The sequence below is a fragment of the Ruegeria sp. K7 genome (assembly GCF_056531785.1).
Genome location: NZ_JBQFMJ010000024.1, coordinates 1 through 15,706, shown reverse-complemented (window position 1 = coordinate 15,706; position 15,706 = coordinate 1). Strand labels below are relative to the sequence as shown.

The window sequence follows — 15,706 nt, the reverse complement described above, 5'->3', positions numbered from 1 at the left end:
GAATGATGAACCGCAAGGAAGCACCCGTAATCGCGTTTTTCCCCGAAGCTAGTTTTGGGGCTGCACTGAATTGTGTGGGGATCGCTCAGGAACTTCGCGCTATGGGTGCACACCCCGTTTTCCTGACCCACGGCGGCTTTGGTGGCGTATTCGCAGACTACGGTTTTGACGAATTCGCTGTCCCTGTTCAGTCAGAGTTGACAGAAGAAGAAACCCAGACCTACTGGCAGGAATTCCTAAGCCATCATCTGCCGCATTTTAACATGCACCCAACTGACCAACTGGCCACCTATGTAGAGCCGGTTTGGAACGCAATCGTCGAGACAGCGGAAGCGGTCGAACAGGGGTTGGAATCGGCGCTAGAGCGTATCAACCCGGATGTCGTCGTCCTCGACAATGTGATCATGTTCCCTGCCATCGTACGCTCCAAGTGCCCATGGGTCAGGGTCATTTCTTGCGCGGAAACCGAGTTGCCAGACAAGTGCCTACCGCCGTACCTGTCCGGCCTGCCGGCATCTGACGTTGCCGGGTGCGCGACATTCCGCGGCCAGTACCTGGAGACCCTTGGCCCACTTCATGCTCGCTACAACAAATTTCGCCAGGATCGAGGGCTTAAGCTATTGCCTGAAGGTGAGTTCCTGGAAACATCACCACATCAAAACCTTCTTTTGGCGCCGTCTATCATTCGCCATGATCGTGAGCAGGCGCCGGACCCGAGACAATTCACCTTTCTCGAAGGCTGCGTGCGCCAGGAAGGTCCCTATCGTGTACCTCAGATGCCCCGTAACGAAGGGCCTCTGGTGTACGTGAGTTTTGGCAGCCTCGGTGCCATGGATGTCTCATTCTTTGAAAGCCTGTTCGACGTATTCAAGACAATGGACATGCGTTTTCTGATCAATGTCGGCGCCCAGATCGATGCCTATTCCAGAGCGCCAGACAATGTTCACCTGCAGGAATGGTTCCCGCAGCCTTCCGTGGTTGAACAATGCGATCTATTTATTCACCACGGCGGCAACAACAGCTTTTGCGAAGCACTGTATTTCGGGGTTCCGTCGCTGATCCTCCCCTATTGCTGGGACGGACATGACAACGCCCAGCGGGCAGTTGATACCTGTGTCGGTCTCAGGCTAAACCGATGGGATTGGACACCGGATCAGTTGGAGAATGCGATTAACCAACTACTGGGGAACACAGAGATGAAGGCCCGACTGACCGAGAACTCAGAGATCATGCAGTTCAGAAAGTCGGTTCAGTTAGCTGCTCAGAAAATCTTGGATTGTGTGGAACATAACTGAATCTAGTTTAGTCCCGTTGGTCATCCGCTTCGTCAAGACGGATGGAAGGGTACATCGCAACGGCCTCTAAATCACTGAACCTAAAGTATCGGTTTGGACTCGGAGCGGTTGTTCGTTGCGCAGCGCATCAATGACCGAGTTGCGGACGGAGCAACCATCGTCTGAAGTTCAGTAGCTTGCTGTGTCGGTAAAGAAGCCACAACCGCACAATAGTCCACAAAGAGGTCCAACTAACGCCAAATCTATGTGGTGACTGCACAATGCAGAGGTCAACTCTGCATTCTCCCTATTGGACTGGCCGGCGCGTTTGCGCCGGTCTTTTTCCTTTTCAGTCACGTGCCCCTAAGCGTCCGTTTTTGGTGCGGCGTTTAACAAGAACTGGAACCGGGGATGATTGCGAAGAGACTGGAAGTCTGGATCATTTCGCATCCAATCCCGTTGAACGGGGCCAAGGCTCGGATATACCTTCTCAAGACACTCCAAGGCTTTTTCAGTTTCACCGATTAATGCATAAACGCAGGCCACGTTATAACCGTCGGTCGAATAGCTGTGGGTTTCCATGGCAAGAGCTCGACTCAACCACGCGCGTGCCTCATCATACCTTCCCAAGCTGGCCAAAACGGACGCCGACAATTCGAGCGGATCAGGGTTATCAGGATTGCTTTCTACCGCCTGTATAGCCCGCTTAAGGCCCATCTCAAGGTAAAGGTCACGTTCATCCAGACGTCCGAGTTCGACGAGGTCGGCAACAAGTAGGAGTGGCGACCGATAATCGTCCGGCTTGATTTCAAGAGCGCGTGTAAAATGATAGGCGCTTTGCTTATGATCCAGTTGCCCCCGGTGATAACGAGCAAAGTTATGATGCGCATCATAACAAAGCGGATCAAGCGATAGCGCCCTGCGATAAGCTACAACCGCGGCTTCATTCTTCCCGACAATCTGCAATGCCAGTCCAAGGGAGGCATGCGCTTCTGCCAAGTTAGGATCGAGATTGATGGCACGTTGAGCCATGCTGACAATGTCTTCTGACGGAAAATCTGTGCCATGCCAATCGTTAAGCCTTGCTTCGCACTCAGCCAACCCCAAGTAAGCGCGGGCGTAGTCAGGATCTTGCTGCACTGCTTCAAGGAAAAGCGTACGCGCCTTTTCAAGATAGTTTCTGGCACGCATGTGAAAGTAGCGTCGCCCCTTAAGGTAAAGAGTATAGGCGTCCACACTTTCCGTGTGCGCCTTTTCGGCGATATCAGAGTCAAAAAGCCTAACCTGCAACTGATCAATGATTTTATTGGTTATTTCGTCCTGAAGTGCGAAGATGTTAGATAGGTCCCGGTCATAGCGTTCTGCCCAGAGATGCCCGCCCGTTACACCGTCGATCAATTGAGCTGTGATGCGTAGGCGGTTGCCCGATTTTCGAACACTGCCTTCAAGAATGTTGCGTACGCCTAAGTCTCGGGCGACATCCTGCAGTTTCGTTGGACGGCCTTTGTAAGCAAAAGCTGAGTTTCGCCCAACCACAAAGAGACCTGAAAGCTTTGAAAGATCAGTGATCAAGTCTTCAGCGATGCCATCAGCAAAATACTCCTGCTCAGGGTCACCACTCATGTTCTCAAAAGGAAGAACCGCGATTCTGGGATGACTGGAGGCGTTTGCTATTGCAGGCTGCATATCGCCGGTTTGAGATCGAACGTGAAAAACTGGAACGGCGCCATCGATGTTTTTTAGCAGTTGTTCGCCTGCGTCATCGAAAGTGATGCCAAGCTTATTGCCCACCTGATCGCGAACCACTCCCGAAACAGCGATGCCACCTGGTTGAGCCAGCGCCTCAATGCGGGCCGCGATATTGACACCTTCGCCGAATATATCGCCGCCCTCAAAGAGCACGTCGCCCATGTTAATGCCGATACGAAAGTGGATCTGTCGATCTTCGGGAACGCCGACGTTTCGTTTGGCAATTGCCTCTTGAATGACAAGCGCGGATTCTAAAGCGCTAACAACGCTTGCAAACTCCGCAAGAACTCCATCCCCCATAAGCTTAACGATGCGTCCGCCAGCTTGGTTGATTGCTTCATCGAAAACGTTGGCGAGAATTTCTTGCATCTCTGCCAAAGTGGCAACCTCGTTTGCGCCCATCAAACGGCTGTAGCCGACTACGTCTGCGGCAAGAATGGCGGCTAGGCGTCTTTCCATTGGCACTTGTCAACTCCGATTGTCTCGAGCATATCACCGATATGATGATGAACGGCACTCAAAATTTGGTTCAGTTTAATCCTACATTGCGTTTCAAACACGGCAGTTCCATCGACCGTGGCTTGTCCAATACAGGCTAACCTTGCTCGTCATCGCTGGTTTGAAACCTCTCCACAGACATAGAGATGGGGTACACTACAACCGCACGCGAGTAATTCCTGCCGTTTCGATTGTCGGCCTTGGGCTCAGAGGGGTAATTCTCTGTACTTGGTATGAACGACCACTATGCGGGACAAAGCTTACATTGAAGCATTGTCCGCGTAATCGCTCTAGATCTCCTATGCTCTGTCTGGCGGAAATCTGAAGTTCGAGAACATCGGTCTTTGGTGTAGCTGGCTGACAAACATCTTTTTAAATTCGAAGTGGTGTGGCAACGTTTCGCCATCCTGAAGAACTGCATGCTAGTGTACAGACTTCCACCATGAATCTCATAAGGAGAAGACATGCTAACGAAAATTCTAACGTCTGCATTTTTCTTTATTTTGCCCGCACTCAGTTTTGCTCAAACAGCTGAGCGCAGCGTTACCATCGAAGCCGACGCGACAGTTAAGTCAGTTGATCCGGACACTCGGCTCATCGTGCTGCAAAACTCAGAGACAGGTGAAGAAGAGACCATTCTTGCAGGACCGGAAGTCAAAAACTTCGATCAAATTGAAGAGGGTGACACAGTCAAAGCGATGTACACACTGGGGATGGCTGCAAGCATTGCTTTCCCTGGCGAGGTTGACAGTTTGGTTGAATTGGAAGGCCAGGCTGCAGAGGGATCAACACCGGGCATGGCTGCCGGAACAATGGTCACCTTGATTCTGACTTTTGTGTCCTTCGACAACGCGAGCTCAATCGCCACTGTGACGGACAGCAGTGGTACAGAACAAATGATCGAGGTTGAAACAGACGTTGGTCGCGAGTTTGTCGAGCAGCTTAGCCCGGGAGACAAAGTAGCTCTGAGCTTCACGGAAGGTCTCGCCGTGGGAATTGTCGAAGAATAGGCGTCCGCAGCGAAACCTCACTAGGTGAACTATTGTATCCTCTTTCACCACCGATAAAAAGCTCGTTCCATCGCTTCCCGCATCCCAAGCCACGTCAGCGACCGCTATGCTTTTGTAATTTCGTAGCACCCAGTCCCCTTGCTAACTTGAACACGATGTCAAAAACGCCGATGCCCTTTCATTCGGACTTTCCTTGGCTTATTTCACAATTTGATACGAGTTCGGAGATTGTTATGATTGGACCAGTGCGTTGAGAAGAAATAGATGGCCTCCCAGCGACGTCACTCACTTACATCACCGGGAGGCGACCAGACACGTCTGGTGGATGCGGCAGCAACAGAGGTAATTAAGATTTGCTACGCACCCCAATACTTGAATCCAAAATGCACCAAATCAAGTATTTTTGCGCGCGCTAAATTTGTTTCTCACTCTCTTGGTGCTTGCTTCCATACTCTACCCTACTGGCCCGCGTTAGAAAACGTGGCCGTGCCGTGCGATTGGTTGGTCACGAGGTTAGTCAGCAGAGTCTAAAATTAGTAGGCAAGGCACCTTTTTTGCTACCTGCGGCTCAACGCACATTCGAGATAGTTTGGCAAGGCACATGGGCAGACTAAATCCCCGCGTTGCCTATCATCTCAGGTTAGGGTGGCGCGGGGAACTTTGATCCAACCCGCCATCCGCACCGTAAAATGGTTACCCCAAACTGCTTCCCGCGTTGTTCAATTGGTTTCCCTCCGAACAATGCGGGTTTTTTGGGGATTGAGGGGGTAACGAGTTTTCCGTCGCTAGTGGCCGATCGGGTCGGTGAATTCCGGTCCGGTCGGCGTTAGATGATCAAACGCTTGGCTACCGAAATCGTTCCGCAATTCAGGAAAAAACGAAGCCCTTTCCCTTCGGTTTTGAGGCTTGTTTGCAAGAACGGCGTTTACCGCCTATCTTCGCATCCTCATTTTGCGATATTTTTTTTGGGAGCGTATCTATGAAAACTACAACTAAGATTGTTTTTGTTTCGGCTGTTCTCGCATTCGGGGCAACGTTAGGGCACGCCAAGGACAAGAACATTCTGCCGAAAGACAATGCAGAGTTTGTAAACTACGGCGAAGAATCCGGCTGGAACATCTTTGTAGACAAGAGCCGGAATACCTGCCTGATTGAACGGGTCGATGAGAATACAAACGTTGTGCAAATGGGTCTGACCCCAGACAAGGAGTTCGGCTACATAGGGGTCTTCACCAAGGCGGACATTGAGTTCGAAGATGACAAGGTTGAACTGCTCATGGACAACAAGTTGTACTACGGCGATACAACAGCTGCGCCACCCAATCTGGCAGATGGGTATAAGGGTGGCTATTTGTTGGCCAACAACCCCGACTTCGTGGCAGATGTGATGGAGCGCGAAGCCATGATCGTAATGCCGGAGAGCAATTTTGCCTTCGAAGTGAGCCTTGCCGGTACGAAGAAAGCGATTGAAGCGGCGCGTGAATGCAATGCTTCTCTCACCAACTGATTTGTCTCAATTTCTCAAGGCCGCTCACGTTGTGGGCGGCTTTGTTTTGGCAAAGCGGTCTCAAAGACTGAGGAAAGCCGACGTTCAATGCTGTCAAACGCATCGAAACCCGGCTCGCGGCCGGATAATTTATCTGCCCCTGCGCCTGAACACGAAACGGCAAAGATAGAAACGTCTGCGTCGATATAGCAGGGACCCACCCTTGCAACTGTTCAGATAAAACTTGAACCGCTCTTCACCAACGATCCTGATCGCAGCGTCACTGTTGGCTATCAGCCCCTTTGCCCATTCGGCCAGAGTGTATTGGTAGTCTTCCGGGCGGTTTTCCATTGAAACCAGTTCCAGATGCGGATGGGACGCTTCGATCACGTCCGCGATTTCTGGCAGGTCACTTTCGGGGAAAATCTCATGTATCCTATTCATATCACGCTCTGCCGGACCAGCGTCACCCCACGTCATGGTCTGTAGGGAAAACCGGCCATCTCGCGTCATCCACTCGGCACAACGCCGGAACAGTTCCGAGTAAATTCGCAGCCTTTCTTCCCGTGACATACTGGGTTTCACGAAGTGCTCAAAAGCGCCGACGCTGACAATGGACTCGTAGGGCTCTTCAGGTTCATGATGTTCGTAGCTTTGCAGAGCCGCGGTTACGTTGGGCAGGCCTAAAGACCCGATGTAACGATGCTGAAGGGGGCTCAGTGTAAGGCCGTGTGCCGAGGCGGCTCCCAGTCGTTTGACCCCAGCGCTCAGCAGAGTGCCCCAGCCACAACCGATGTCCAGCATGCGGTGCCCCGACGCAACATTCGCGGCACTGAGGTGATAGTTGATTTTTTCGTCCTGCGCTTCGTCCAGTGTCATGCCCGGTCGCGTGAAGCGCGCTGCCGTGTAAGTCATAGATCTGCCGAGCCAAAGCGAAAAAAAATCGGCGGGCATATCGTAGTGAAACTCAATAGCTTCCTGCGACGCCCCGGAGTTTGATTCAGTCATTGGCTGCCCCCGGCTTCAGCGAGTTCAGGCGATCAGCAATGTCTTCGATTCTGTCTTCAAAGTCGAGGAAATCATCAGGTAACAGGACCTGAGATTCGGCCTCAAGATGGTCGATGAGTTCGACGGCGCCAATGGAATCAATCCCCAGAGTAGATACGGTATCCGAACCCGAAATGTGGCCGTTTACAAGATGGTTCGGCAGGACCTTCTCGCTGGCGAGATCGCGCAGAATTGAGATCAGCCGATCAACTGTCCAGTCATTCCGGTTTTTCTGGTCCATCAAACCCGTCCTTCCCTAAATAGTTGCGCCGCCTTCTGGCGCATGAGTTTTCCACTGGAGGTGCGCGGTAAACGCCCTCCTATCGCATTTCTGATTACATCGACCTGTAAACCCAGTTCGCCAGCCACTGCAGCGCCCACCCTACGGGCTTGATCATCATCCCAGTTGCGACACTCTACTAGGAGAACAATCTCTTCCCGGTCTGCGCCGGAACGTATGCACGCAAAGGCCACGGCGCGTCCGACGCCGAGGTTCAGCGCATTTTCCGCGACCGCTTCAACCACAGTTGCAGGGAATGCTTCCGCGCCCCGCTTCAACACGTCCTTCGTTCGACCGGTAACATACAATCGACCGCCATCCATGAAACCCAAGTCGCCCGTATCAAACCACGCGTCCGATGCGAATGCTTCAAGCCCGAGGTAGCCTTTCAAAACTGATGGTCCACGGACCTGGATATGCCCCTCATCACCGGCGCCAATCTTGGTTCCGTCTTCGGTTACGATCCGGCACTCCATGTCCGGCAGCACTGGCCCGCAGGAGATGTACCCGTTACTGACAGACCACGTTTCACCAGAAGCACCACAGGAAATGCCTACGACAGTTTCCGCCATCCCATAGGTCGGCTGCACCACCCCTTTGCTTAATCCTGCAGCGGAATATGCCTCCTCGAAAGCGTCAACCACTGCCGGAAACACCATCTCGCCGCCGATCCATGCATATCGAAGAGCAGTCAGGTCCACATTTTTGGCTGTCCGGCGCGTCAATAGTTTCAGCGCTGTGGGCGGAGCCGTTGTAATAGTACCACCATAGTTTGAAATCGTTTCCAGCCACGCGGCCGGGCGACGTACAAAATACTCAGTTTCCATGAGTACTAGGTTCGCTTTGCGGCTCAATGGAAGCAGAACTGCCATGAGGCCCATATCGTGATAAAGAGGTGCCCAGGACACCATCCGATCTGCCTCTGACAACTTTGATCTCTGCGCTATTGCGTCCAGGTTGGCCTTAAGTTGCCCAAAGCGAACTATGGCCCCCTTGGCCCCGCCTGTGCTGCCCGAGGTGAATTGGACGAAAGCAATGTCGTCCGGGCTTCGATCTGCCAGAAAACTATTTGGATCTAAGGATAAATCCGATTGGGCGTTGTCTTGCGGCAACTCCAGCGTGTCAACTGTAGCATCCAAGGCCTCGGGCAAGTCTGTGCCCGTCTCCTTGAGCAACAGTCTTGGCTGCAGAACGGACCAGACATCATCCACACGGTGCCGCGACCGTTCAGTCGCAGTCCGACCCGCAAAGGAAGGCAGCACACAAAAAGCCGCGCCTGCGGACCAGCATCCGAACATTGCCGCGATCTGGTCTTCGCCTCGGTGCAACCACATGGCGACGCGATCACCCGGCGATACACCGTTCGACTTCAAAAGCTCCGCGATCAGCGCGGCGCGACGGGCGATGCGTGCCCTCGGAACCGCCACACCATCTGGAGACGATTTTCCAACAAACACAAAATGTTCGGGCCAATACATTTTCATATGGAAAATCTCTTTATGCCATTTTCTAAAAGATGATCGAGTCTGAGTCAGCTATCAACTGAAAATGGTGATTCCTGCCGGACTACTTCTATCGCCCTTCGGGCAAACGACCTACAGCGCGGTCGGACTCATCTGTCACCGCATTCAGCGCTTTTTGCAAACTAAGTCGAAGCCTTTCGGTTTCGATGTCGTCTGGAAAGCTCGAAACGGCTTCGTGCCATTCCCGGCAAAACAACACGCCGCGAGTCCACAACGCGGGAAACCACATCTTGTCCCAAGTCGGCAGGACGTGGACCCGTCGCGCCGAGTAACTAACCAAAAAAACGCGTTTCGCAGAAGCGCGTGCCCAGGTTACTGGGGCAAGCGAAGCAATCCTGGCTGGGCCTCTAGGGCCATCTGCTGCCACTCCAAGAGATACTCCCTCGCGAATGCCTCGCAAAACCGCCCGCGTCAGCGCGACATGGCGTTGGTGCGAAGACATGCTGATCGTACCCAACCCAAATCGTTTGACAACATTTCCAGCAAGCTGACCAGCTCTTGAAGAGGATGTAAGCGAACAAATTGGTCCAAGCGAAGGGTCAAACAAGTACGGCGACATCATCAGTCGTTGGTGCCAAAGCACGATGATTGCGGGCTCGCCGCTCCGCAATGAGTCTTCGAGGTCTTCAAATCCGATCCTCTCCCACCTTGATGTCGAAAATGCCAGCCAAATCCATGCCGCTACCATTGCTTCGACGCTGCGGTTGAGCCACGGGATGTCTGCAATTTTTCTTTTTTTTCCCATCACTTTTCACCGGCAACCGTTGTGGCTATCTTCGGCAACCGGGTTAATGAAAGCAATAAAGAGCTGGAAGATTCTTGTGCTGCGATGAACAAGTCTCTTCAGCAGGCAGGGCCCGCGGGTCGATATTCAGTCAGCACAAAGAAGGATCTTTTGGCTAATTGGCAATTTAGCTCTCTGCGGCTGAACTAAAAACTTCGGTCATTCATGTTACTGCGCGTGCTGTTGCCAGAGCAGAGGTGCTTCCGGTTTGGGCTCGATTTAGTAATTCGCGGCTTTCGGCGTGAGCGACTGCTTCGCGAACGGCGTGGCCGTCGGCTCCGCGTCATCCACTGCCCTAGACCTTCGGATTCTGCTGAATTTTGATGCAATTTAGGCTAGAAGCGGTCGGTCAGCACGAAACTTGCGAACGACAGCTTTCTCAAGCCGATTGTCAGAGCATTCGGCCAAGCCTTTGAAAACACCGGACCAGCTCAATTAGTGTAATGACTGCTTTTGGGACTAGGTTGCAAGTCGAGCTGCTGACTCGCCGCAAGGCCGCTTCTAGCCCAAAGCAGAAACGCCAAGCGATTACGCAGAAAAACCTAATCGCACCAAAAAACAGTTGTCAGTAATCCTACGCAGTTTCCGAGGATAGCGCCCATAGATTAATGTCCTCTTCCGCACTGACCTCATTAATCCTGAAGAGTTCCGCTTCGGTAAAATCCATATTTTCGACCGCAACGGCGCAATCCACACATTGAAAATCGCCCGAAAGGGCGTGGCACTCGACAACCGCGACGTCTATATTCAGAACCAGCTTGGGTTTGCTTATCTCTGTGCCGGACTGTGGGATGAGGCCGAGTCGCAATTCAACAAGACACTTTCCATGATAGAAAGCGAGGCGGAGTCTATTGCTTGGTGCGGCTATGCTTTCCTACTGCTCGGCCAGCGCGAAAAGGTGCGAGCAGTGGTTTCGGAAGCTATGGGACTGGATCCGCTGCATCCGTCTGCCATCGAATGGATTATGGGTCAGGTCGAATTTTTCAACGGCAACTATGAAGCAGTGCTTAGTTTTCTAATGGGAGCAGCGCGGCTGAACTCATTGGCCACTGCATTTGTTGCTGCGTCTTACGCGCAGCTCGGACGAGAGCGAGACGCCTCCGACGCATTGCGAGAATTCGTCACCGAACGTCACGATGAGTTCACAAGTCGAGGTATTGTGGTAGAGGATGACACAGTAGATTGCTTGGCCAGCGGGTTTCGGTCTATGTGGCGGCGACCGGATCATTTTGAGCGTCTTGCCAATAGGCTACAGGCGGCAGGTATGACCGGCTGAAGCCGGATATTACTCTATTGTCCAACCGCCGCGGCCTCAACTACGCGTTTCTCTGCGCTTTGTTTTTTCGGCGGTTCGCAGCCCAAAGCAGACTCATAAGATCGAGTCTTAGACAGGTCCATGAGCGCGGATGGGGGACGGTGGACCCAACTCACTTGAATATTTGATTTTATGCACGCTTTCTCGTACACGTATGATTTATTTTTTGTCTTGGGGGCAGTCATGAGAACTCACTTTGAACCCACGATTATGTTGCATGCTGCAACCGCCTTAGCGCTTTCATTTGGAACGCAAGCAGTTGGCTTTGAAGGCGAAGTACCTCCTAATACGGTGGTCCCCGCACAGACCTACTCTCCTTTTGTTGACCGATCTTATCCTGATGAAGTTCTATTTGGTGATCTTCACTTCCACACTGAAATTTCATTCGACGCAGGGCTTGTTGGGACTTCTTTGAACATCCACGACGCCTTCCGTGTGGCCCGCGGTGACAGGATAACCTCAAACACCGGGCAACCAGTACAACTCATTAGGCCCCTCGATTTCCTCGCGATAACCGAACACGCGGAAATGTTGGGACTTGCGACCGCCGTTCGAGCAGCTGACCCTCGGCTTTTGGCTGACGAGTGGGGTCGTTTGACTTACGAAAGGTTCAATTCCGGGCAAGAAGGTCGGATGGAGGCGTTCGCTGATATCATCGAAATCGCATCAATCGAAGGGCGAGACCCGACCGCTGGATTGGATTTGGACGGTGACCTTTGGCAACAAATCGTGGAAACGGTCGACGAATACTACGAACCCGGCGTCTTCACATCGTTGGCTGGGTACGAGTGGACATCAACTCCGAGAGGTAACAACCTCCACCGAGTGGTGATCTTCGGAGACGGTGCCGATAAGACCGCTCGAACCCGCCCATTCACCTATTTTGAAAGCGAAGACCCTGAGCCATTGTGGGACTATCTGGCTGCGTACGAAGAAGAGACGGGCGGAAGCGCAGTATCTGTTCCGCATAACGGAAATATATCCAATGGAATAATGTTCGCGCCTACGAAATTCGACGGCACACCTATGGATGCGGAATACGCGGCTAAACGCATTCGTTGGGAGCCGATGCATGAGGTAACCCAGATTAAGGGGGATGAGGAAACGCACCCATTCCTGTCACCTGATGATGAGTTTGCGGATTTCGAAACCTGGGACGTTGCGAACATCTCGGGCACCATTGCAAAGACCCCTGAAATGTTGCGCTACGAGTATGGGCGCTCTGCGTTGAAGGTCGGGCTCGAAGTTCAGCGGAAGACAGGCGTTAACCCATTCAAGTTCGGCTTCTACGGCACGACGGACACGCACACCGCGCTCCCAACCACGCGGGAGGACAACTACTTTGGTAAGTACCAACACACAGAGCCTTCAGCGAACCGTCACAACTTTGATGTAATCCCGGCCGAAGACCCGGCATTGCGTATCATTACGGCACAGGAGTCGGCTGCGGGCCTCACCGCTGTTTGGACCCGTGAAAATACCCGCGAGGAAGTCCATAGTGCTATCAAGCGCAAGGAAGCCTACGCGACGACCGGGCCGAGAATGCGAGTCCGGGTCTTTGGCGGCTGGGATTTTGATGCCGATGATCTGTACGCCGCGGATTTTGTTTCCAACGGTTATAAGAACGGCGTGCCGATGGGCGGAGACCTTAGGAACGCGCCTGATGGGGTTTCTCCCAGCTTCCTGATCCGTGCGCTGCGCGACCCAGACGGCGCGAACCTCGACCGAGTCCAAATTATCAAAGGCTGGGTTGACGAGAATGGCGAAACCCATGAGCGGATCTTCGACGTGGCCGTCTCCGATGGCCGAGAGATTGGAGAGGATGGCCGTGCACACGAACCAGTAGGCTCGACGGTAGACATTGAAAGCGCGACATACAGCAACTCAATCGGTTCCGTGGAGCTCGCCGGTCATTGGCAAGACCCAGATTTTGACCCGAACAACAACGCGTTTTACTATGTGAGAGTGATCGAAATTCCAAAGCCGCGATGGACGACCATAGACGCAGCTTTCTACGATATACCGCTGCCCGAGGCGGTTCCCGCAGAAGTCCAAGACCGTGCTTACACATCGCCGATTTGGTTCAGCGCCGAATAGTAAAACTAGTATTGCGACAAAGCAGGTCTTGATCATTTTCGATTCCCATGGAACAAGTTGGCAACCAGCTCCAATGGCTCGAAAGTCTCCAAAGCGTGAGGACGTCGTCTGGTTCAGTTGCAGGACAAATCAAAGACCTGTTCTGGTGCCACCGTGTCTTCTCGCTGGTAACGCCGGCAGTGGCCGCACGCTGTACTTTGCAAAGTCTGCTTCCATTATTCTGTTAGTCTACACCTTGGTAGCAGGATCAATTGGGCCCAGGCTCTAGCAGCGCTATGGCGAAGACACGGGTGTATATCGGGATGACGACGGCGCCGTGCGGGTGGTTTATCCATCCATCACAGCAGAGTCGTTGTTTCAGGACTCGATGCCAGCATTGAGACGCGCAGTCAGGGGCAATGGCCTCGTAACGGCCGCCCTAATTCGAGCTTTGAAGCGCATTGCTGAAGAAGTTCCCAAAGGAGACTTGCGGGTTGTTGTAGATGAACTATCGGCGGTCAGAGATGAGACCCGAGAAAGCGATATGCTAGAGCGCGATATTGATAAGTTCTGTGGCCACGTCGAAACCGCAATTGAAGGGACTTAGTCAACCGTCCTGGACATTTGCAGTCCAGTTCGGCAGGGGGGCTTGTGAGTGGGCCATCCACCAACTTATCGTGAAGTGCTTAAACGTCGGGATTGCCTCTAAATTCAAAAAAAGACAAAAAGCGGGCGATGAATAATGACAGCAGCGCTGGAAATTGAAATTGAAGTGTCCTTGAAGTTAAATAGACTGAGAACTAACGGAACAGTCAATTCGTTGAGAGGTCATCATGGCAGCTCCATTAGTCCAAAACTGGGAACTGACCGCGGCCGTAAAGGACATAGCCGACTGGCTGGTTCAACAGGGCTTGGAGAATGCTCCTGTGGAGCTCTGGCTAGAAGCATTCTGCAACCGTCTTGTTTCGGCAGGAATTCCACTTCAAAGAGCAAACATCACAGTGCGCGCTCATCATCCGGAGATTGGGACAGTTGCTTTCCGCTGGCACAGAGATGGCGGAAATGAACGACAGGACTTTGTCCGAAGATCGGATGCGCCTGAGGAATACGTTCTAAGCCCGATTTACTATCTTTTGGCAAACAACATTGAAGAGATCAGACAAGACCTTACAGTCGAAGAACCAGAGCTCAACTTTCCGATCTTCGACGAACTTCGCGAGCGCGGTGCAACTGACTACTTTGCTGTCAAACGGTTCTTCCTTGTTCAGGACAACGCTACGCCTGTTGACCCGATGCAGGCCGAAGAAGGTGCCATTATTTCGTTGGCAACCGACGCGAGCGGGGGCTTCACAAGCCAGCAACTTGACGGTTTGCGTCAACTGATATCTCCACTTTGCCTGACGCTGAAGTGCGGGGCAAACCGGCTGATGGCTGAAGACATAACCGCCGCGTACTTGGGAAAAGACGCCAGTAGGCGCGTTCTTTCCGGGGACATCACCCGAGGTTCATCGGAAACTATTTCAGCGGTGATTTGGTATTTTGATTTGCAAGGATTTACCAAATTGTCAGAGGCGCTTCCGGGGGATTCAATCATAGAATTGCTAAACGACTACTTCGCGGAAGCTGTTGACGTAGTCGAACGCAATGGCGGTAACGTTCTGAAATTCATGGGAGATGGAATTCTTGCCATCTTCGATATCAATCAAGTTCCAGACGCTCGCCGCGTCGCAATTCACGCGGCAGCGGAGTTGCGGGATACCTTTGAGGATCTCAACCAACGACGGCAAGCGGATGGTTTGCCAACGACCGGCTTCACGCTTTCGTTGCACGCAGGCGATGTTCTTTACGGCAATATTGGCGGTAGGTCTCGCTTGGATTTCACAGTGGTCGGCCCAGCGGTCAATACTACCTCCCGCATTTTAGGCATGTGCAGCGCGCTCGATCAGAACATTGTGGTTTCCGACAAGGTGGCGGGCGACTTGGTGGGCTCTATTCCAAGTCTTGTTTCCCTGGGGCAATACAGATTGCGCGGAGTTGCTGAAAGACAGGAGCTGTTCACGATAGACTAACTGCCGCTGTTTGGAAGCTGCCGCAATCGGGAGTTGACCTGCGTCAAAGCATAGGTGGCTGGATCGCTGCTAAGTTGTTTGACACATGGAACAGAACCGTTGGATCAAGTACTCGCGCAGAGCGGCATTCTTGGTCATAGTGATTGCAGTGTCAGGGTGCACGGGCAGGCACCACCAAGGCAATTGGCATGGCCACGGCTTAGAAGGTTGCTATGGACCTCACCACGACGTCGATCGCGAGGTCCATTGCCGAACGCTCGAGTGAACTTGAGCCATACGCGACGCAACTCACAAAACGTTTGGCGACCAGTGTTACTTGGATTGAGATTCAGATCTTGTATCGAAACTGCCCGTTTGATGCTCAGTCCGGTAACATTGAAAAGTTTGGCCTTGGCACAATATCTTTGTAGTCCCATGAGGAAGCGGAGAAGAGACCAATGAAACGACGCGAATTTTTACTAGCGGGTACAGCAGCAGTGTTAGCCACTCCTTCCGTCGGTCAAGAAGCCCCACTCATCAAAGTCTACAAGACGCCAACCTGCGGCTGTTGTGCCGCATGGGTGGATCACCTGATTTCCGCAGGATTTCGCGCCGA

The 15,706-nt window shown here is 52.6% G+C and carries 11 protein-coding genes; 6 read left to right on the top strand and 5 right to left on the bottom strand.

The annotated features are described in order from the left end of the window. The first annotated feature begins 2 nt into the window (after positions 1-2). Positions 3-1,295 (top strand): nucleotide disphospho-sugar-binding domain-containing protein, encoded by a 1,293-nt coding sequence (locus ACR0FE_RS22425; RefSeq protein ID WP_480442337.1) that lies wholly within the window; start codon positions 3-5, stop codon positions 1,293-1,295. A 342-nt stretch (positions 1,296-1,637) separates the two neighbouring features. Here the strand turns inward: ACR0FE_RS22425 and ACR0FE_RS22420 are convergent, their stop codons facing one another. Further along, a complete protein-coding gene (locus tag ACR0FE_RS22420; protein ID WP_480915356.1) occupies positions 1,638-3,482 on the bottom strand; it encodes a TPR end-of-group domain-containing protein in 1,845 nt (614 codons plus the stop codon). A gap of 503 nt (positions 3,483-3,985) precedes the next feature. Between ACR0FE_RS22420 and ACR0FE_RS22415 the strand changes: the two genes are divergently transcribed. Further along, positions 3,986-4,531, top strand: a complete 546-nt coding sequence (locus tag ACR0FE_RS22415; protein ID WP_480492255.1) for a hypothetical protein — start codon at positions 3,986-3,988, stop codon at positions 4,529-4,531. Positions 4,532-5,510: 979 nt separating this feature from the next. Continuing rightward, positions 5,511-6,038, top strand: a complete 528-nt coding sequence (locus ACR0FE_RS22410) for a hypothetical protein (protein WP_480527129.1) — start codon at positions 5,511-5,513, stop codon at positions 6,036-6,038. A gap of 129 nt (positions 6,039-6,167) precedes the next feature. On the opposite strand, the gene ACR0FE_RS22405 is transcribed toward ACR0FE_RS22410, so the two are convergent. The 4 genes from ACR0FE_RS22405 to ACR0FE_RS22390 all read right to left on the bottom strand — a co-directional run bounded on the left by ACR0FE_RS22405 (position 6,168) and on the right by ACR0FE_RS22390 (position 9,612). After that, complete coding sequence (locus tag ACR0FE_RS22405) at positions 6,168-7,025, bottom strand: class I SAM-dependent methyltransferase (RefSeq protein ID WP_480527128.1); 858 nt, start codon at positions 7,023-7,025, stop codon at positions 6,168-6,170. Further along, on the bottom strand, positions 7,018-7,305 hold the full coding sequence (locus ACR0FE_RS22400; protein WP_170682848.1) for an acyl carrier protein: 288 nt from the start codon (positions 7,303-7,305) through the stop codon (positions 7,018-7,020). Before ACR0FE_RS22400 ends, ACR0FE_RS22405 begins: the two co-directional genes overlap by 8 nt. After that, the gene (locus ACR0FE_RS22395; protein WP_480915376.1) at positions 7,305-8,822 is read right to left on the bottom strand and encodes an AMP-binding protein; all 1,518 of its coding nucleotides are present in this window, start codon (positions 8,820-8,822) and stop codon (positions 7,305-7,307) included. The genes ACR0FE_RS22400 and ACR0FE_RS22395 overlap by 1 nt, the downstream gene beginning before the upstream one ends. Positions 8,823-8,916: 94 nt before the next feature. Beyond that, positions 8,917-9,612 carry a lysophospholipid acyltransferase family protein gene (locus tag ACR0FE_RS22390; RefSeq protein WP_480915374.1) on the bottom strand — a complete coding sequence of 232 codons (696 nt, stop codon included), beginning with the start codon at positions 9,610-9,612 and terminating at the stop codon, positions 8,917-8,919. Between the two features lie 736 nt (positions 9,613-10,348). Here ACR0FE_RS22390 and ACR0FE_RS22385 point away from each other — a divergent pair. From ACR0FE_RS22385 to ACR0FE_RS22375, 3 genes are all read left to right on the top strand, one after another. Beyond that, positions 10,349-10,927, top strand: a complete 579-nt coding sequence (locus ACR0FE_RS22385; protein ID WP_480915353.1) for a tetratricopeptide repeat protein — start codon at positions 10,349-10,351, stop codon at positions 10,925-10,927. Positions 10,928-11,149: 222 nt separating this feature from the next. Continuing rightward, positions 11,150-13,063 (top strand): DUF3604 domain-containing protein, encoded by a 1,914-nt coding sequence (locus tag ACR0FE_RS22380; protein ID WP_480915351.1) that lies wholly within the window; start codon positions 11,150-11,152, stop codon positions 13,061-13,063. A gap of 812 nt (positions 13,064-13,875) precedes the next feature. Further along, the gene (locus ACR0FE_RS22375; protein ID WP_480915350.1) at positions 13,876-15,111 is read left to right on the top strand and encodes an adenylate/guanylate cyclase domain-containing protein; all 1,236 of its coding nucleotides are present in this window, start codon (positions 13,876-13,878) and stop codon (positions 15,109-15,111) included. Positions 15,112-15,706: the final 595 nt, after the last annotated feature.

Bases quoted from the DNA above. Each gene is read 5' to 3' on its own strand.
- ACR0FE_RS22425 (WP_480442337.1), top strand. From the start codon at position 3: ATGATGAACCGCAAGGAAGCACCCGTAATCGCGTTTTTCCCCGAAGCT.
- ACR0FE_RS22420 (WP_480915356.1), bottom strand. From the start codon at position 3,482: ATGGAAAGACGCCTAGCCGCCATTCTTGCCGCAGACGTAGTCGGCTAC.
- ACR0FE_RS22415 (WP_480492255.1), top strand. From the start codon at position 3,986: ATGCTAACGAAAATTCTAACGTCTGCATTTTTCTTTATTTTGCCCGCA.
- ACR0FE_RS22410 (WP_480527129.1), top strand. From the start codon at position 5,511: ATGAAAACTACAACTAAGATTGTTTTTGTTTCGGCTGTTCTCGCATTC.
- ACR0FE_RS22405 (WP_480527128.1), bottom strand. From the start codon at position 7,025: ATGACTGAATCAAACTCCGGGGCGTCGCAGGAAGCTATTGAGTTTCAC.
- ACR0FE_RS22400 (WP_170682848.1), bottom strand. From the start codon at position 7,305: ATGGACCAGAAAAACCGGAATGACTGGACAGTTGATCGGCTGATCTCA.
- ACR0FE_RS22395 (WP_480915376.1), bottom strand. From the start codon at position 8,822: ATGTATTGGCCCGAACATTTTGTGTTTGTTGGAAAATCGTCTCCAGAT.
- ACR0FE_RS22390 (WP_480915374.1), bottom strand. From the start codon at position 9,612: ATGGGAAAAAAAAGAAAAATTGCAGACATCCCGTGGCTCAACCGCAGC.
- ACR0FE_RS22380 (WP_480915351.1), top strand. From the start codon at position 11,150: ATGAGAACTCACTTTGAACCCACGATTATGTTGCATGCTGCAACCGCC.
- ACR0FE_RS22375 (WP_480915350.1), top strand. From the start codon at position 13,876: ATGGCAGCTCCATTAGTCCAAAACTGGGAACTGACCGCGGCCGTAAAG.